This is a genomic window from Bacillus cereus group sp. BfR-BA-01453 (assembly GCF_022662915.1).
Classification (GTDB): domain Bacteria; phylum Bacillota; class Bacilli; order Bacillales; family Bacillaceae_G; genus Bacillus_A; species Bacillus_A paranthracis.
This window is the reverse complement of record NZ_JAKUEN010000002.1, coordinates 375,267-393,390: the sequence shown is the minus strand read 5'-3', so window position 1 is coordinate 393,390 and position 18,124 is coordinate 375,267. Positions and strand designations below refer to the sequence as shown.

Below are 18,124 nucleotides of genomic sequence, written 5' to 3'. Positions count from 1 at the left end.
CAGACTCTTTTCCTCTTATTTAGAATACACAATCTTTTTAATCGTTTCTCCGGAAAGAAAATACTCTTCTGCAAGTTGATGAATAGCAATTCCACTTTTAAACGCTTCTTTAATGGCTTTGTTTCTTTCATCTAACTGTTTTCTTCCTCCAGATCGTGTCCCCCATTTATAATGTTTCGTTTCTTGTTTTGGAATGTAAATTGTTTCACCTTGTATATACTTTTGAATTTCAGTAATTAAACTCTCTGGTAAAACTGCCTTAGCTTTTACGTATTTCATTTCTGCTCGCCCCTTATTTTTTATGGTTCATTTCAATAAGGTGCAAAGCCAAATACAAAAAAATGATACAAGCTCATTTTGGCGATGAATTGTATATTACTTGTCTACCTCACGCAAAGTATCGCCATTTCCATACTTGGCTTTGCATGAGACGCTGCAGTGTCTGGCAATTGAATTATAATCGCCATGTAAACACCTCCTAATATACCTTTTTCATTACATTATATGATAAATTCCTTCCCCTTGCATCCACATCCTTTTTAAAGCATGAAATTACTTAGTTTGATATAATACTTTTTAGTCCAATCAAAAACTATAGTGAGGTTGCGTTATGAAGAAGAAAAAAATCATTACAATCTTTACAATATTCATTATTACTGTAGCATTATTCGGAACATACAAATTGATGAATGCAAGAAGCTTTCAATTGTTTGGAGATTTAACAAATCGAGTAGAAACAAATGAAAAAGTGATTGCTTTAACTTTTGATGATGGCCCTACTAACAATGTAAAACAAATATTACCGCTACTAGATACATACAATGCAAAAGCTACTTTCTTTTTAATCGGAAATGAATTAGAGAAAAACCTATCGTTAGGAGAAGCTATCGTACAATCTGGACACCAAATTGGAAACCATACATATTCTCATAACAGAATGGTTTTTAAAACACCTTCTTTTATTAAAGAAGAAATCGAAAAAACAAATTCATTAATCCGCCAAACAGGATTTACAGGCGCAATTGATTTTAGACCACCTAATGGAAAAAAATTAATTGGACTACCATATTATTTAAATAAAAATAATATCGAAACGATTACATGGGATCTTGAACCTGATACTTTTTATAAATCTGCTGCTGATAAAATTGAATATGTTAATAAAAATGTAAAACCAGGTTCTATCATTTTACTGCACTCTATGTATGATGAGTCTAATGAAAGTTTACAGACCATTGAAGGTATTTTAGACTCTTTATCTAAGAAGGGCTATCAGTTCGTAACAGTAAACGAACTACAAAAAAGAACAAAGTAAGAAAGGTAGCGTATCATACAATGATACGCTACCTTTCTGTTTAAATAATGCCAAGTACATTTAAGAATACGATAATAATCGCAATTGGTGCGATGAAGCGAAGTAAGAATAACCATGATACGAATAATTTATAGCCTTTATTTTTACTTACACCAAGCTCTTTCATTAATACATCTTTCTTCATTTTTAAAGGAACGAAGATAGAAACTAATAAAACACCAAGTGGCATTAGTACGTTACTAACTGCATAATCCGCTAAATCAAAGACTGTCTTTCCGAAAATTTTCAGGTCACTTAATATACCAAATGATAATGCTGATGGTACTCCAACAACGAAGATTAGTAATCCTACGATTAAAGCCATTTTTTCACGTTTCCCTTTACCTTTTGCAGTTAAAGATGCAACGCTAATTTCTAACATCGAAATTGCTGATGTAATAGTAGCAAAGAAGAATAGTAGTAAGAAAACGATGAAGAATAATTTTCCGAATGCCATTTTACTGAAAATAGCTGGCAGTACGATAAATAATAGTCCCGGTCCTTGAGATGGTTCCATTCCAAATGCGAACACTACTGGGAAAATTGCAAGCCCTGCAAGTAATGTAATCACAAGCGTTAAAGCTACGATAGAAAATGCTGAACGTGGTAAGCTTTCTTCTTTCGGTAAGTATGAGCTATACGTTACCATAACGGCTACACCGACAGATAGCGAGAAGAACGATTGCCCCATTGCATATAATATGATTTCTGATGTTACATGTGAGAAATCAGGTTGTAAGAAGAAACGAACTCCTTCTCCAGCACCATCTAACGTAAGTGCACGAACGATTAAAACAAAGAATAAAACGAATAATGCTGGCATGAAATATTTATTTACTTTTTCAACACCATTTTGTACACCTTTACTTACGATAAAAATAGTAATAAGGATGAATAATAGCTGTGATCCAACGGCTAAATACGGATTGGAAATGATTTCACCAAACGTAGCTTCGTATGCGCCATTTCCTTCCCATAGTCTACCTGTAATTGCATTCCATAAATATAATAAAATCCAGCCTCCTACAACACTGTAGAAAGAAAGTAATATGAAACAAGTTACAATCCCTAATTTCCCTAACCATGGCCATAATGTTTTTGGTGCGATTTCTCTATACGCATCAACAGCCTCTTTTTGTGTACTTCTTCCAATTACGAATTCAGCTAATAATAGCGGTAAACCAATTAATAATGTGAAACCGATGAAAATAAGGAAGAACGCGCCGCCCCCTCCAATTCCGGCCATATACGGGAACTTCCAAATTGCCCCTAGACCAATCGCTGAACCTGCTGCAGCTAATACGAAACCTAATTTTGATGTCCATTGCTGTGAATTCATCTGTTAATCTCCTCTCTTTATCTTTTTCTGTTTACAATTCAGTATTTATATTGTTCTATCCACACTCTTTTCTAATACGTTCACTTCCTTCCTACTAATAAAAAAACGCCCCTACGTAAATACGTAGGGACGACAAAAATATCGCGGTACCACCCTAGTTATGAAGATACAACAAAAGTAAGACCTAAATAAAAAACGTCCCTACGCAAATACGTAGGGACGATAAAATATCGCGGTACCACCCTAGTTATGAAGCCACAACAAAAGTAAGACCTAAATAAAAAACGTCCCTACGTAAATACGTAGGGACGATAAATATCGCGGTACCACCCTAGTTGTGAAACAATCTTCACCACTTTATTTGATAACGGTATAAACTACCGTCTTTCATTTCCTCAAAATATGAGATTTATGAAAGATGCTCCAGGACGAACTTCATGAATAATCTATATACTGATTCACACCAACCATCAGCTCTCTGAAATAGGGAGATATTCACTACTATACCCCTTCATTGCCCAAATATTATTTTCCGAATTGATTACTATCATTTTTATCATACATTAAAAATAGTGTCAACTTATATTTTGAATTTTTATGTATTACATTCTATTTAAAAATTCAAAATATGACTTTTAAATGAATAGTATTAGAACATTTATGGTTTATACTGTATTAACTTCCCTAGCAGGTTTATAGTAGTATACGATGAATGCAAGACAGCAAGAGTAGGAGGAAAGAATTTTGTCTACGTCAAAAGTTTTAAAAGGAACTGCTTTATTAAGCGGGGCCACAATGATTTCACGTATATTAGGTTTTATATACTTCTTCCCTTTTCAATTACTAGTTGGAACGCAAGGGGTTGCTTTATATGGATATGCATACTCTTGGTACGGTATTTTATTAAGCTTTTCAACAGCGGGTATTCCTATTGCCGTTTCCAAATTCGTTGCAAAGCATAATGCGCTTGGTGATTATAGTACAAGCAAAAAATTATACAATTCTAGTGTAAAATTAATGTTGTTTATGGGCTTTTTAGGATTTTTAATTTTATTTATTGGAGCACCGTACATATCACAATTTATTATTCGCTCGAAAACGCCAGATCCACAATTTATCGCTGACGTAACACTTACGATGCGAGCATTAAGTTTCGCACTTATTATCGTACCAGCTATGAGTGTTACACGTGGTTATTTCCAAGGTTTTCAACATATGAAACCAAGTGCTGTTTCTCAAGTCGTGGAACAAATTGCACGTGTTGTTTTCATTTTAGTTGGTAGCTTCATCGTCTCAAAATTATTAGGGGGTTCAGTAGCTTCTTCAGTTGCAGTTGCTACGTTTGGAGCTGTTATCGGAGCACTTGCAAGTGTCTCTATTTTAATGGTGTACTGGAAAAAATATAATGGATTAAAACCTCCCGAAGGTGAATTAAAATCAAGAGCATCGAATATCCCATTAAAAAATATTTATATAGAATTACTTCGCTATGCAATCCCAATTGTATTTGTCGGCATCGCAATTCCACTTTACACGTTAGTAGATCAATATACTGTAGCTGATGTCCTTAGAGCGATGGGAGAGCCGTTAGAAACAGCAAATGCAGTTTTCGCTTATATAACGAACTATGCCCAAAAGTTAATTATGATTCCAGCTTCACTTGCAACTGGATTCTCCTTAACGATCATTCCGGCTATAACGAAATCTTATACAAGCGGAAAATTAGAAGAATTACAAGAACAAATTTCAAAGATATTTCAAGTCTTGTTATTCTTCACGATCCCGGCTGCCTTTGGTCTTGCTAGTATCGCTTACGATGCATTCCGTATGGTTTATGTAAATCCTGAAATTGCACTTGGTGGATCACAATATTTAATTTCATTCGCACCGTCTGCTATATTAAGTGCGATTTTCACAGTTTCAGCAGCTATTTTACAAGGAATCGATTATCAAAGAAAAACAATGATTGCATTCTCAGCCGGGATTCTCGTTAAAGTTGTAGTAAATACACCGCTCTTACATTTATTTGGCGGACACGGTGCTGTACTTGGAACTATTCTTGGATACCTCGTTTCCAATAGTATTATGTTGTACTGCATCGTTAAGTTTGCGAAATTTAAAATTGGTGAGACAGCAAAAACAGTATTTCTTATTACAATTTACTCCGCAGCAATGTCTGCTGTTGTAATTGCATTAAAAGCAATTTTAACATGGTTAATTCCTGGACAATCTTATATCGAATCACTTCTCATTGTTGTTATATGCGGCGCTGTAGGAGGACTTGTTTACCTTTTATTCGTATTAACAAGTGGACTTGCTTCACATATTCTCGGTGATAAGATTCAACGATTACCAGTACTAGGTAAATTGATTAAATAAAGTGAAACTTTAATCAGTGGGGGTTTTCTTCATCCCCCACTGATTATTAGTTGAACCAACCGGACTTTAATGGGCAGCCCGATCCCCACCTAACTTCTTTGCTCTCGCTGAATTTTGAGGTGGGGGTCTTACTGCCCATTAAAGCGGGATAAAAAGAAAGAAGGGGTGTAACTCATTGTTACATCCCTTCTTTTTTACTTCACATATTGAATACGCTTTTGCTGTTCAGCAATATGTAATTCCGGAGCATGGTGTTCTACTAACTGTAATAGCTCCTCGATTAACACTCCTAACTCCTGTATACTATACTCTGGTTTCCCTATTAACGTATTCGCCATACGCTCATATAAGTTTTCAGGCTTAATAATCATTCGTTCCACATTATATGGCATCCATTTAAACGCCGGGTGATGTACATACATTTTATTCAAACCAAATAAGACCCCAAATATATTCCTTTGTGCTTCACAAATAACATCATATAGCATAAGCCAATCTTTTCGTTTTAAAAGCGCCTCTCGATTATGCCAGCGATTGCTTAACCAAAGATTTTCTGAAATCATCCGTTTCGCTAGATTTTCTGGATATGCTACCACTCTATCTTTTAATGCATGTACTTTCTCTTCTCCATACAAACTAACACCGTCATGCACGGATGATACAATACATTGTTTTTCATAACTTATATCATATTGATCCACCACATCCGAAATCACTTTCTCTACTGTTTCTGTTAAAAAGTTACTAATCTCTAATTTAATTCCTTCTTTCGTCAAATACGTTTCCGACCATTCTTCTTCCTCATAAGGATGATATGACAAAATTGTTCCACCAATATAGTTAATAGGCCCTTTACGATCCTCATTCTCTGGTGGCATTGACCATAAAATATGTAGTTCTATATCTGAATGTTCATCTTCTAGCTTTCTAGCTACTGAACCGGCTAAAATAATAGCCTCCACTTTTGGGTTCTTCCTATAAATCTCTGACATTTCTATTGCTTTCTCTTTTAATCCCACTTCATTTCCCCCTATAATTGCATTACAGCCTTACTTCATTTATTTATTTCGATATTACACATTGTATTCCCTTTTCAAAATTCCACTACATCATATTTCTACCCAATAACGTTGTACAATTTCCCCAGTATGAGAAGAAACTACTTCATTTTCTAACACACCGCCAACCTTTTGAATCGTTTTAGCCGAAGCGATATTAGCTTTATCGCAAGTTATTAACACTTTCTGCAATCCTAATTTTTGTGCTTCATCCAATGCAAATTGTAGTTGTTTTGTAGCGTAACCTTGGCGACGTTTATTTGGATGGACACTATATCCAATATGACCACTTTCCCGCAATAATTCTGAGTTTAGTCGATGTCTAATATTTACAAAACCTATAAGTTCCCCTTTTTCAAAACTTAAAAATTGGCTAGACGGTACTCGATTACCTTGTAAGTTTTCTCCCGCTTCTTGTATACTCACTTTTTCAAACCATTCATCGAGAGAATCAAAATTTTGTAAAGAACTACTGCCGTGTGGTTGTTCATCAGCATGTAAAAACGCATCGCGATACTCCATAATTTGTTTGCTATATTCATATGTTGGTTTTAATAGTTTCATTGCGCTTCTCCTCTCTAAATAACCTACAACAAACCCCTTAATAGCTCTCTTTCACCATTAAGGGGTTTCTATCATTTTCATTCAAATAATCCCATACTCAAATAACGCTCCCCTGTATCAGGTGCAATACATAAAACTTTTTTACCAGCGCCTAATCGTTTTGCAATCATAATCGCTGCATAAACAGAAGCACCAGAAGACGGCCCAACTAATAACCCCTCTTGTCTAGCTAAGTTTCTCATTGTCGTTAAAGCCTCTTCGTCTGCAATTTGAATAATTTCGTTATACACCTCTGTATTTAAGTTCTTTGGGATAAACCCTGGACTTGTTCCTACTAGTTTATGAGGACCTGGAACACCTCCGGATAGTACGGGAGATCCTTTCGGTTCTACTACTGCAACATATAAATTTGGTAGTTTCTCTTTTAACGTTTCACCAGTCCCAGTAATCGTTCCACCAGTTCCTGCCGTTGCTACGAATGCATCAAGCTCTCCATCCATTTGTTCATAAATTTCAAGTGCAGTTGTATAACGATGAACATTCGGATTTGCCGGATTTTCAAATTGTTGCGGAATAAAACTATTTGGAATTTGCTTTTGCAATTCTAACGCTTTTGCAATTGCTCCTGGCATTCTTTGTTCTGCTGGTGTTAAAACTACTTCTGCTCCGTATGCTTTTAATAAATTTATACGCTCTTTTGACATATTATCTGGCATAATTAAAATCGCTTTATATCCTTTTGCGGCTGCATTCATTGCTAAGCCTATTCCTGTATTTCCACTTGTCGGTTCAATAATTGTATCTCCTGGTTTGATGAGACCATTCTCTTCTGCAACGTGCAATAAATTATAGGCAGCACGGTCTTTCACACTGCGCGATGGATTAAACATTTCTAGTTTGACATACACATCTGCTGCGTCTTCTGGAATAAATTTAGATAATCGGACGACAGGTGTATCTCCTATTAATTCTGTTACGTTTTCACATAATTTCATGGCGCATCCCCTATTCTATCGTTTTCTTATCACTTGGTAATAACCAAGAAGTAAGTCCAATTAATGGTAGACAACTACATAGTAACATAATGAATTGTAGACTATATATGTCCGCCAATTTCCCAAGGACTACAGATCCTAAAGCGCCGAGTCCAAACGCAAGCCCTACAATTAATCCAGATACCATTCCTACTTTTCCAGGAACAAGCTCTTGTGCATAAACAACAATTACACTAAAACTACTTGAACTAATAAAACCGATACATAAAAATAGCGGTACGACCCACACGAGCGAAACGTGAGGTAATAAAAGTGCAAGTGGCGCTGAACCTAGCATTGAAAATACAATAATTGTTTTCTTTCCAAATCGATCTGCTAGTGGACCACCAAAGAAAGTTCCTAATACACCAGCAATCATAAATGCGAATACGAAATACTGGGCATTTTTTATAGATAAACCGTAATGCTCAATTAAGTAAAATTGATAAAAATTCCCGATACCAGCACCGTACCAAGAGCGTACAAAAGTAAGGAAAACAAGAAGTAAAATAACAAATTTAATATGTGTACTGACAATCGCATTTTCCGCCTCAAGCGCAGCCCTCTTTTTTCTCCTCACAGCGCCAGTCGCTAATTCATTCCTATACCAATTTGATACGAAAATTAATAATACAATTCCTACCGCTGCAAAGGCCGTAAAACCTAAAGAACCAATTTGCCCAAGCGGAACGAAAATTAACGCTGTAAAAATAGGAGCTAGAGAATTACCTGTATTTCCTCCCACTTGATAAATCGCTTGCGCTAAACCTCGTTTCGTCCCTGCTGCCATATAAGCAACTCGGGCGCCTTCTGGATGAAAGACTGCGGAACCTAATCCGATAAATAAAACAGAAATAATAACAATAATAAAGTTCGGTGCAAACGCGAGTCCAATCATCCCAAGCATACTCGAAAACATACCGAGCGGTAATAAAAATGGTGACGGCTTCTTATCCGAATACATACCAAAAACCGGTTGCATAATCGATGATGTCATATTTAACGCAAACGCAATCCACCCTACTTGCATATAGGATAAATTCATCGTTTTTTCCAAAATAGGAAACAACGCGGGCACAACTGCTTGCATCGAATCATTTAAAAAATGACCGAAACTAATCGCAAATAATATTCGATATATTGTCGGTGTTTCTACTGTGTTTTTTTGCGAAACTGCCTGCATATGTGAATCTCTCCTTTCTGTAAAATATATATATTTATTACAGTAGGTGTAATAAATTCTGACTTTTGAAACATTTCTATTCTATACTGGTTTCATTTCTTTTTCCAGAAATATCACTTCTTACATAATATATTTTTTCTATATGCTTTATCGGATTTGTTTATAGAAATTTTCTATATTTTCTTTTATACTAAGGCAGAGATGAAGGAAAGGATGACAACTATGAAGAAAAAAACAAAGGGAATCGTTGCACTCTCAATCACATTATCTATGTTTTTAACAGCATGTGGTCAAAAACAAGAGGCAACAACTACTGGAGAAAAGAAAAAAGAATCTTCAAAACAAGTATTAAACATTGTAGAAGCTGGGGAAATTTCTACACTTGATTCATCTATCGCAACCGATGGGTTTTCTTACGCTGCTTTAAACAACGTAATGGAAGGATTATATATGCCTGGTCCTGACAATAAACCTGTTCCTGCAGCAGCTGAATCATACAAACTGAGCGAAGACGGAAAAACATATACATTTACATTACACGATTCAAAATGGTCAAATGGCGATCCAGTAACTGCTCATGATTTTGAATATGCATGGAAACGTGCCGTAAATCCAGAAACTGCTTCTGAATACGCACATATTATGTTCGATATTAAAAACGCAGAAAAAATAAATAAAAAAGAATTGCCAATTGACTCATTTGGTGTAAAAGCAATTGACGATAAAACATTAGAAGTACAGTTAGAACACCCTGTTCCATACTTTTTAGGTTTAATGGGATTTGCAACATTTTATCCTCAAAACAAAAAGATTGTAGACGCACAAGGGAAAAATTACGGACTTGAAGCTGCAAATGTAGTTTATAACGGACCTTTCCAATTAAGTGAATGGAAACATGATACAAGTTATAAAATGACAAAAAACCCGAACTACTGGGATAATAAAAATGTGAAATTAAATGAAATTAATGTAAATATCGTAAAAGATACTTCAACAGCTGTTAATTTATTTGAAAGTAAACAAGTAGACCGAATTACGATTAATTCAGAGTTTGTTGATAAATATCAAAAAGATCCGAGCTTAAAGAAGATGGAACGTCCTTCTGTAACGTTTTTCCGATTTAGTCAAAAGAACCCTTTGTTAGCAAACAAAAATGCTCGTAAAGCTATTTCACTTGCTTTTGATAAACAAGGAATCGCAACAACGATTTTAAACAATGGTTCTATACCTGCGAATGCATTCGTTCCAAAAGGATTCGTAAAAGGACCTGACAATAAAGATTTTCGCAGTACAAGTAATGTAAAAGTAGAAACAAATGTGAAAGAAGCTAAAACACTATGGGAAACTGCGAAAAAAGAAACAAATTTACAAAATGCTTCTCTTTCAATCATAACAACTGATGAATCTAACGATAAAAAAATTAGTGAGTTTTTAAAAGGTGAACTGGAGAAAAACTTACCTGGATTAAAAATCACATTACAACCACTTCCAGTAAAAGCATTTTTAGATCGTGAAGGAAATGGTGATTTTGAAATTTCACTTTCTACATGGGGACCAGATTATCCTGATCCTACAACATTTTTAAATATGTTCGTCACAGACGGACCGTTTAATAAGATGAGTTACTCAAACAAACAATACGACGAATTAATTGAGAAAACGAGCTCTACTTTAGTAACTGACTTACCAGCACGTTGGAAAGCGTTCCAAGATGCAGAGAAAATCTTACTTGAAGATGATGCAGCTATCGCTCCAATCTTCCAGTCAGGACTTGTATATTTAGAACGTCCAACAGTAAAAGGTGTTGTTGTTCGTCCATTTGCAGGAATTTATTCTTATAAGTGGGCCTCTATTACGGAATAAGAAAAAGGCGATCCTAAAACATATTAGGATCGCCTTCTTTATTAAATTGCAAAACGCTTATATTTTTCGTAATCGCTCGTCTTACATTCCACTTCTAGTTTCGTACCTTCGTTTTCATAACTCGTAGATAGAACGTGCGCATGAGTATTGAAATAAGAAACTACCTGTCCTTGATCATACGGAATTAACATTTCACACTTCGTATACTCTTTATAAATGTGTGTGCGAATCATTTCGACAAGCTCTTTTATTCCAACATGTTTCTTCGCCGATAAATAAACACGGTCTTCTTGTACTTTCGGAATTTCAACATCTACCATATCTGATTTGTTATAAGCATAAATTGTTGGAATATTTTCTACTCCAATTTTCTTTAACGTTTCATTTGTAATATCAATTAACTGTTCATAATTCGGATTTGCATAATCTACAACGTGAATAAGTAAGTCTGCTTCCGCTACTTCTTCTAACGTTGAACGGAATGCTTTCACAAGATGATGCGGTAATTTACTTACAAATCCAACTGTATCTGTTAATAAGAATGATTTGTTATCTGGTAAATCAATATTTCGCACCGATGTTTCTAACGTTGCAAATAACATATCTTTTTCAAATACTTGTTTTTCTTCTGTACCATTGTAAATTTCAAGCATCGCATTCATCGTCGTTGATTTTCCCGCGTTCGTATAACCTACTAATGCTACAACAGGAATTTCATTTTTCTTACGTTGTTTTCGCTGCGTTTGACGCTGCGCAACAAGAGCTTCTAAATCTTTATTTAAAACTGAAATTTGTTCTTCAATTTTACGACGATCCAACTCTAATTTCTTCTCACCGACACCTTTATTTTTCGTACCAACACCGCCGCTCTGTCTTCCTAACGATTCACGAAGACCAATTAAACGAGGCATCATATACTGAAGGTGGGCCACTTCTACTTGCAACTGCGCTTCTTTCGTTTTCGCACGTTGCGCAAAAATGTCTAAAATTAATATGGTACGGTCAATTACTTTACAATCTAAATCTGCTTCTAAATTTCGAATTTGAGAAGGCGATAATTCGTCATTAAAGATGACCATATTCGCACCTACTTCATTTACATAGGCTGCTACTTCTTCAATCTTTCCTTTTCCAATATAATGGGATGGATTTACACGTTGTAAATTTTGCGTCACTTGTCCAATTACCTCTACATCACAAGCTTCTGCAAGATTCATTAGCTCTTCCATCGAATATGCAAAATCATCCTCATTACCTAAATTTACTCCAACTAAAACTGCTCTTTGTAATAATTCTTCCATATATTTATTCCTCCATTTCGATTACGAAAAATAAAAAACACAGGTCGCTGCCTGTGTTTTCGTAAACGGATAAGGGTTCACCAAAGAAACAGGAGCAAGCTATACTTTCATCCTATCTCATAGTCAATAAGTCCCAAAATCATATACGTATCCACAATAAGTGTTCACCTATACGATCCCATTCTATTTATAAAGGCAAAACAAAAAGAGGGCGTATTCGTCCCTCCCTCTTTTTCACATATAAGCTTAATAAAGGGTTCCTTTAAAATAGGCAGACCAATCCCGTTCACTCTGTACACAGACAGAGCCTTTGAGCGCTATTCAATTATTGGCACAAAGTATTGAGACGTAATCTGATTAAGATCAAAGGAAGCCCCTCCGTTCATTTTAAGTTACATAAAGTGTAGCATAAGTAATTCGCTTTCACAAGGTTTAACAACCTATATCACACGAAAGAAAATCTTTATATTTTTACTTTAATCGTCATTTTTTGCGCGTTCTTCTCACGATAAAAATCACAAGAGTTACTATCAGTAACAGACCTATAGAAATGATAGCAACTTGCCACCTACTGAAACCGCTCACCATCTCCCCTTTTAAATCCACTTTCTTCGTCGGAGCAACACCCTTAGCAATATGACTTAAAGTATTTCTCTCTATCTCTGCCTCATCTAATCTCTTCGTACCACTACAACTATGTGTGTATAATTGTTTTTCCGGTCCTCTTTGAGAAGAAAATACTAAGTACTCTCCCCCCTCTACAAAGTGAAACACACAATCACCACCATCTGTATATACGATGATTTGCGTAAAATTTGTCCCTTTCCAAATTTTCTTCACTTCAAATAACACTTCAATTTCACCCTCTTCTTTCCTTCCAATCTCAATTACTTTTCCCTCAAACACTACATCATTTTTTTGAAGTGCCTCTTCTGCTGATACGTTAATACAATCACAAGCATAAGATTTCTCTGGAAAAATAATAAAAATAAAGCTACAAATAATGGCAAAAGGCAACATACGTAAAATTCTTTTCAAGGAGCCCAACTCCCTTCATTATCAATTTTAGAAACTTCTCGTATATTATTTTTACAACACTCGCTAAATTCCTCCATAGTAAGCTAAGTCGTTCAATACACTAAAAATCTATATTGACATTTTTATAACCTGATATTAGTATCAGGTTATAAAATAAAGTTAGGAGCTGTTCCTATGAATTCTAAATCCCGTATTACTGCAATTGGTACTCATGTTCCAGAACAAATATTATCAAATCATGATTTAGAAAAAATGATCGATACGAATGATGAATGGATTGTACAAAGAACAGGAATGAAGGAAAGAAGAATTGCTTGCGAAGATGAATACGCCTCAAACTTAGCCATTAAAGCAGTTGAAAATTTATGTACAACATATAAGAAAAACTTAGAAGATGTCGACTGTATCATTGTCGCTACTACTACTGCTGATTACGTTTTCCCTAGTGTTGCTTGCCAAATACAACAATACTTCAACATACCTCATACAATGGCATTTGATTTAAATGCCACTTGCGCTGGTTTCACATATGGCTTGCACGTCGGTAATAGCTTGATTACTTCTGGATCGCATAAAAAAGTACTTGTCGTAGCAACAGAGACATTATCAAAAGTTACTGATTACACCGATAGAACGACCTGCATTTTATTTGGCGATGGTGCTGGCGCTATTTTATTAGAAAGAGATGAAAACAAACCGAGCTTTATCGCGTATCACATGGGCACAAACGGTGACGGCGGAATTCACCTATACAGAACAAATTTATCTACCACTATGAATGGCACACAACTACAAACAAATGAAAAAATCGTTCAAAATGGGAGAGAAGTATATAAATGGGCAACACGTACAGTGCCAGTAGGTATAAAAGAAATGTTACATACTGCAAATATGAAAATGGATGATATAGACTGGTTCATTCCTCATAGCGCTAACTTACGAATGATTGAATCTATTTGTGAAAAATCTCAAATTCCAATACAAAAAACATTAACGAGCGTGGAATATATGGGGAATACATCTTCTGTCTCTATTCCACTCGCTCTAAATTCAGCTAGAAAAGAAAGTAAATTAAATAATGGAGACAAACTTTTACTATACGGATTTGGTGGTGGTCTTACACATTTAGGTCTTATTGTGGAGTGGGATTTAAGTTAAATGTATGAAAAAGAGGTTCTAGTCAATAACTAGAACCTCTTCTTTAATTTCTTTCTCCTTTTCGAGACCATATCACAACAGGAATAAGCATGAAAGCTAACACTCCTCCAGCTAATGACAATGCCGCATAACTTGAATTCGCTACTACCATTCCTGACATCGCTCCACCAGAAGCTCCAGCTAACGCAATAAACACATCTATCTTCCCTTGTGTTTTTGCACGTGTGGAAGGTATAGTTGCATCAACAATTTGAGCAGTACCACTGATTAAACCGAGGTTCCATCCTAATCCGAGTAAAGACAAAGCAACGATTAATAGTATTAAAGAATCACTCGGCGCTAACGCCGCTATGACACCTGCTGCTAATAAAATTACTCCGCCAGCTATACTCATCGTAGTTCTTCCAATTTTATCAATTAGCATTCCCGTAACGAGAGATGGAAGGTACATTGCACCGACATGAAAACCAATTACAAGACCTACTGCACTTAAAGCGTGACCGTGGTGTCCCATGTGAACTGGCGTCATCGTCATAATTGCAACCATCACGATTTGAGTAAGTATCATTACGATAGCTCCAACAGTAATACCTCGCTTGTTTTCTATTGGCTCTTCTGTTATTGCTTGCCCTTTATATGTATGTTCTTGTTTATATGATTCTATCATATTAGCAATAAGTAACGGATCGGGACGAAGCATAACAAATAAAACAAGACCCGCCAGTATAAATGCCGCTGCTGATAAGATGAACGGACCAGCAAGTTCAGGAATTCCAATTGAATGAGCAAACCTTCCCATTACACCTACTAAATTGGGACCTGCGACTGCACCAAAAGTCGTCATTACCATCGTAATACTAATGGCAGTTGCTCTTTGCTTCTTATTCGCTAAATCCGTTCCAGCATAACGCGCTTGTAAATTTGTAGCTGTGCCCGCGCCATATATGAGTAAAGAAACTAGTAAAAGAATAATACTATTTATTAAAGCTGCCAATACAACTCCAATAGCCCCTAGTCCACCTACTATAAAACCCGCTGCAAGCCCTACGCGGCGACCATACTTTTGCGATAACTTCCCAACAAAGAAAGCCGCTATCGCAGATCCCATCGTAAACATAGCAGCCGGTAAACCTGCAAATGCATCTGTCCCAAGCATTTGCTGCGCAAGAAGTGCACCTACTGTAATCCCAGCAGCTAACCCAGCTCCGCCGAACATTTGTGAAATGCTTACGATTATTAACGTTCTTTTGTATAATTTTTGTTGCTCTTCCTCTGTATACATACGATTACTTATTAAAGCCCCCGCCTTATGTAACAATTCTTCATCCTCCCTTTAAAATTAAACCCTCTTGTTAATGTACTATGTTTAACGTTACATATTCAATGCCATTTTCCATTCTTCTCTTTCATTCTAAAAAACTTTCTAACCGAACTCGACTTCTCTCATGCTATATTAAAAATACTACCATTCACAATATGTAATCAAAAAACAAAAAACAGGCTGCTATTAGCCCGTTTTCTTTACACTTCCTCTACTACTCTTCCACTTTTCTTTTTACTCAAAACCTTTCTTTCCGAAAATAACAAACTTACTAAAGCACAAATTAAAATAATTGGCACACTCGCTTTATATAAATCTGTAAAACTCATCGCCATCTGATTCTTAGCATAATGGTTTACATCATTCGAAAATGCGAGTACTTCTTTCTTTATACTTTCCTCTTGTTTTTCAACTTCATTTGTCACTTGATTCATAACTTCTTCTCTTTTTATATCTCTACATTCTACTGGAACAGCATTTAACACTTCATCTACTTTTTGGTGAATTAATTCGTCTTTTTTCTCTTTATGTAACCCTACAAATTTTTCATTTTGATGCTTTTCTACATTCGTTTCTATACTTTGATTCTCTATTTTTTCTTTTGTCATTTGTAATATCTCCGCTTGCTGAGCATTACCTACATGAATATTACGCACCTTTTCTTCTGCATAACGATATACATTCTCTTTATTTACAGTTAAGTTGTGAGTTAAGTTAGATACAAATATTGCGACCGCTAAAACAATACCTACTTGCCGCAACATTGACACGACACTTTGAGAAGCAGTTAATAATTCCCCTTCAAACGAAGAAGCACTTAAAACTGTAATTGGACCTACTACTAAACCATACCCAACACCCAATATCATACATGGAATAATAATTTCTATATTTGTTGAATTAACATCAATCATTTGCAACCAATAATAAGATAAGCCCATAACAAGAAAGCCTGACAAAATAATAGTTACTTTTCCGAGTTTTTTAATTAAAGTTGCTGCAGCTGGTGAGACAAAAAATATCATTGCTGAAATAGGTGTCACTAAAAAAGCTGCTTCAATTTCCGTTCGACCTTGTATTTTCGTCAAGAACGTCGGAAGCAATACAGTAACTCCAATTAAAAATACATTACTTAATATAACAACGATAGATGCTCCAACAAACATTCGATCTTGAAATAAATTTAAATTCACCATCGGATTATGAATCTTTCGTTCTACTAAAACAAATAGAATAAGAGAAATAGTGCTAATTGCATAACAAAACAAAGCTATATTACTTTGCCATCCCCATGTATTACCTTTTACTAATATGAGAGTAAAAGAAAAAATTGCTGTGCTACTTAATAGCAATCCTATCCAATCTATTTTTGAGATAATACGTTCTTCATTTTTTATTTGTAACATAAAGCAGCATAAAATGATTCCAAGAATACAAATTGGAACATTAACGAAGAACACCCATCTCCAACCGAAATTTTGTGTAATAATTCCACCGATTACTGGTCCCATTGCAGCTGACAATCCTTGTGTTACGCCTAAAATTGCTAGTGCAACATGCCTCTTAGCTAATGGCATAGCTGATACACCAATTACCATACTAGTTGGAAATAAAATCGCTGCCCCTACACTTTGTATAAAGCGAGAAAAGATAAGAAAATCCCCCGTATTAGCAAAAGCACAAAGTACCGATCCACCACCAAAAATCACCAGACCAAAAATATACATCTTTGCTTTTCCAAAGATATCAGCTATCCGCCCTAGCGGAATAGCGAGTACAGCTATTGTCATTGTATAAACATTTAATACCCAAGACATCTTTTCTAATGAAGTATTTACACTCGTTTGTATCGCCGGTAAAGCTATATTCATAATTGTCGTATCAATCATACAAAGAAATATACCTAAGCACATTAAAAAGACAATCTTAATACCCTTTGATTGTTCCATGTTCTTCTACCCCTTTATTTATTATGAACGTTTTTTCACTCTTCCATTTTATTGTGTTCTTTTGCTTCTAGTTGCTCTAGTTTTCTTTTCAAAGTCTCTACTTGAGCACTATACGATGCGATTCCTACATCAAGTGAAATTTCCTCAACAAAAGTAATACCTTCTCTCCACTTTTCATATTTCAGACGTAGATCCGCAATGTATGCTTCTTTCCTTTCAATTTCGTCCTTAATCCATTTTTTTATCGCCTGACCATCGCTATAATTACCGAAATACATCCTCATTAAAAAATCTGAACGTAAAACATCTTTCTCTACATCCGTTTGCATGTATTGATAAAACTCTTTACGCCCTGCATCTGTAATAAAGTACATTTTCTTATTCGGTTTCCCTTCTTGCATAACAACTTCTTTTTTTATTTTCCCCTCTTTTTCCAACTGACGTAACGTTGGATAGATCATCCCAAAACTTCCATCAAAGAAATGAGTAAATACATCTTCAAACACAATTTTAATATCATAACCAGACAATTCTTTTCCCATTAATAAGCCTAAAACAACATCTCTTCCTTTCAAAATAAGAC

General features: G+C 35.4%; 15 protein-coding genes and 1 other annotated feature. Of the genes, 4 read left to right on the top strand and 11 right to left on the bottom strand.

Features of this window, described 5'->3' with window-relative positions; all coding sequences use genetic code 11:
• Window positions 1-15: 15 nt before the first annotated feature.
• Window positions 16-279: a CD3324 family protein gene (locus tag MR070_RS06755; RefSeq protein ID WP_000878319.1), complete on the bottom strand. Its 264-nt coding sequence runs from the start codon at window positions 277-279 to the stop codon at window positions 16-18.
• A gap of 331 nt (window positions 280-610) precedes the next feature.
• Between MR070_RS06755 and MR070_RS06750 the strand changes: the two genes are divergently transcribed.
• On the top strand, window positions 611-1,315 hold the full coding sequence (locus MR070_RS06750) for a polysaccharide deacetylase family protein (protein WP_000727398.1): 705 nt from the start codon (window positions 611-613) through the stop codon (window positions 1,313-1,315).
• Between the two features lie 40 nt (window positions 1,316-1,355).
• Here MR070_RS06750 and MR070_RS06745 read toward each other — a convergent pair whose 3' ends face one another.
• On the bottom strand, window positions 1,356-2,693 hold the full coding sequence (locus tag MR070_RS06745; RefSeq protein ID WP_044790458.1) for a sodium-dependent transporter: 1,338 nt from the start codon (window positions 2,691-2,693) through the stop codon (window positions 1,356-1,358).
• A gap of 301 nt (window positions 2,694-2,994) precedes the next feature.
• Window positions 2,995-3,217, bottom strand: a binding site (T-box leader).
• Window positions 3,218-3,437: 220 nt separating this feature from the next.
• Here MR070_RS06745 and MR070_RS06740 point away from each other — a divergent pair.
• Window positions 3,438-5,072: a putative polysaccharide biosynthesis protein gene (locus MR070_RS06740; protein WP_242260874.1), complete on the top strand. Its 1,635-nt coding sequence runs from the start codon at window positions 3,438-3,440 to the stop codon at window positions 5,070-5,072.
• Window positions 5,073-5,266: 194 nt separating this feature from the next.
• Here the strand turns inward: MR070_RS06740 and MR070_RS06735 are convergent, their stop codons facing one another.
• The 4 genes from MR070_RS06735 to MR070_RS06720 all read right to left on the bottom strand — a co-directional run bounded on the left by MR070_RS06735 (window position 5,267) and on the right by MR070_RS06720 (window position 8,911).
• Window positions 5,267-6,091, bottom strand: a complete 825-nt coding sequence (locus MR070_RS06735; protein WP_242260872.1) for a DUF4037 domain-containing protein — start codon at window positions 6,089-6,091, stop codon at window positions 5,267-5,269.
• A gap of 90 nt (window positions 6,092-6,181) precedes the next feature.
• On the bottom strand, window positions 6,182-6,694 hold the full coding sequence (locus MR070_RS06730) for a GNAT family N-acetyltransferase (protein WP_000771318.1): 513 nt from the start codon (window positions 6,692-6,694) through the stop codon (window positions 6,182-6,184).
• Between the two features lie 77 nt (window positions 6,695-6,771).
• Window positions 6,772-7,689, bottom strand: a complete 918-nt coding sequence (gene cysK, locus MR070_RS06725; protein ID WP_070805739.1) for a cysteine synthase A — start codon at window positions 7,687-7,689, stop codon at window positions 6,772-6,774.
• Window positions 7,690-7,699: 10 nt separating this feature from the next.
• Window positions 7,700-8,911, bottom strand: a complete 1,212-nt coding sequence (locus MR070_RS06720; RefSeq protein WP_001149427.1) for an MFS transporter — start codon at window positions 8,909-8,911, stop codon at window positions 7,700-7,702.
• 222 nt (window positions 8,912-9,133) lie between these two features.
• On the opposite strand from MR070_RS06720, the gene MR070_RS06715 reads away from it, so the two are divergent.
• Window positions 9,134-10,774, top strand: a complete 1,641-nt coding sequence (locus tag MR070_RS06715) for a peptide ABC transporter substrate-binding protein (RefSeq protein WP_242260870.1) — start codon at window positions 9,134-9,136, stop codon at window positions 10,772-10,774.
• Between the two features lie 41 nt (window positions 10,775-10,815).
• Here MR070_RS06715 and hflX read toward each other — a convergent pair whose 3' ends face one another.
• Both hflX and MR070_RS06705 read right to left on the bottom strand, forming a co-directional pair.
• Window positions 10,816-12,075 carry a GTPase HflX gene (hflX, locus tag MR070_RS06710; protein WP_242260868.1) on the bottom strand — a complete coding sequence of 420 codons (1,260 nt, stop codon included), beginning with the start codon at window positions 12,073-12,075 and terminating at the stop codon, window positions 10,816-10,818.
• A 483-nt stretch (window positions 12,076-12,558) separates the two neighbouring features.
• Window positions 12,559-13,113 carry a cobalamin biosynthesis protein CbiN gene (locus MR070_RS06705; RefSeq protein ID WP_242260866.1) on the bottom strand — a complete coding sequence of 185 codons (555 nt, stop codon included), beginning with the start codon at window positions 13,111-13,113 and terminating at the stop codon, window positions 12,559-12,561.
• A 174-nt stretch (window positions 13,114-13,287) separates the two neighbouring features.
• On the opposite strand from MR070_RS06705, the gene MR070_RS06700 reads away from it, so the two are divergent.
• Window positions 13,288-14,271 (top strand): ketoacyl-ACP synthase III, encoded by a 984-nt coding sequence (locus MR070_RS06700; protein WP_242260864.1) that lies wholly within the window; start codon window positions 13,288-13,290, stop codon window positions 14,269-14,271.
• Window positions 14,272-14,314: 43 nt separating this feature from the next.
• Here MR070_RS06700 and MR070_RS06695 read toward each other — a convergent pair whose 3' ends face one another.
• The 3 genes from MR070_RS06695 to MR070_RS06685 form a co-directional block, all read right to left on the bottom strand.
• Window positions 14,315-15,553 carry an MFS transporter gene (locus tag MR070_RS06695; RefSeq protein WP_396021573.1) on the bottom strand — a complete coding sequence of 413 codons (1,239 nt, stop codon included), beginning with the start codon at window positions 15,551-15,553 and terminating at the stop codon, window positions 14,315-14,317.
• A 239-nt stretch (window positions 15,554-15,792) separates the two neighbouring features.
• The gene (locus MR070_RS06690) at window positions 15,793-17,541 is read right to left on the bottom strand and encodes an MFS transporter (protein ID WP_242260861.1); all 1,749 of its coding nucleotides are present in this window, start codon (window positions 17,539-17,541) and stop codon (window positions 15,793-15,795) included.
• A 35-nt stretch (window positions 17,542-17,576) separates the two neighbouring features.
• On the bottom strand, window positions 17,577-18,116 hold the full coding sequence (locus MR070_RS06685; protein ID WP_242260859.1) for a PadR family transcriptional regulator: 540 nt from the start codon (window positions 18,114-18,116) through the stop codon (window positions 17,577-17,579).
• Window positions 18,117-18,124 lie beyond the last annotated feature (8 nt).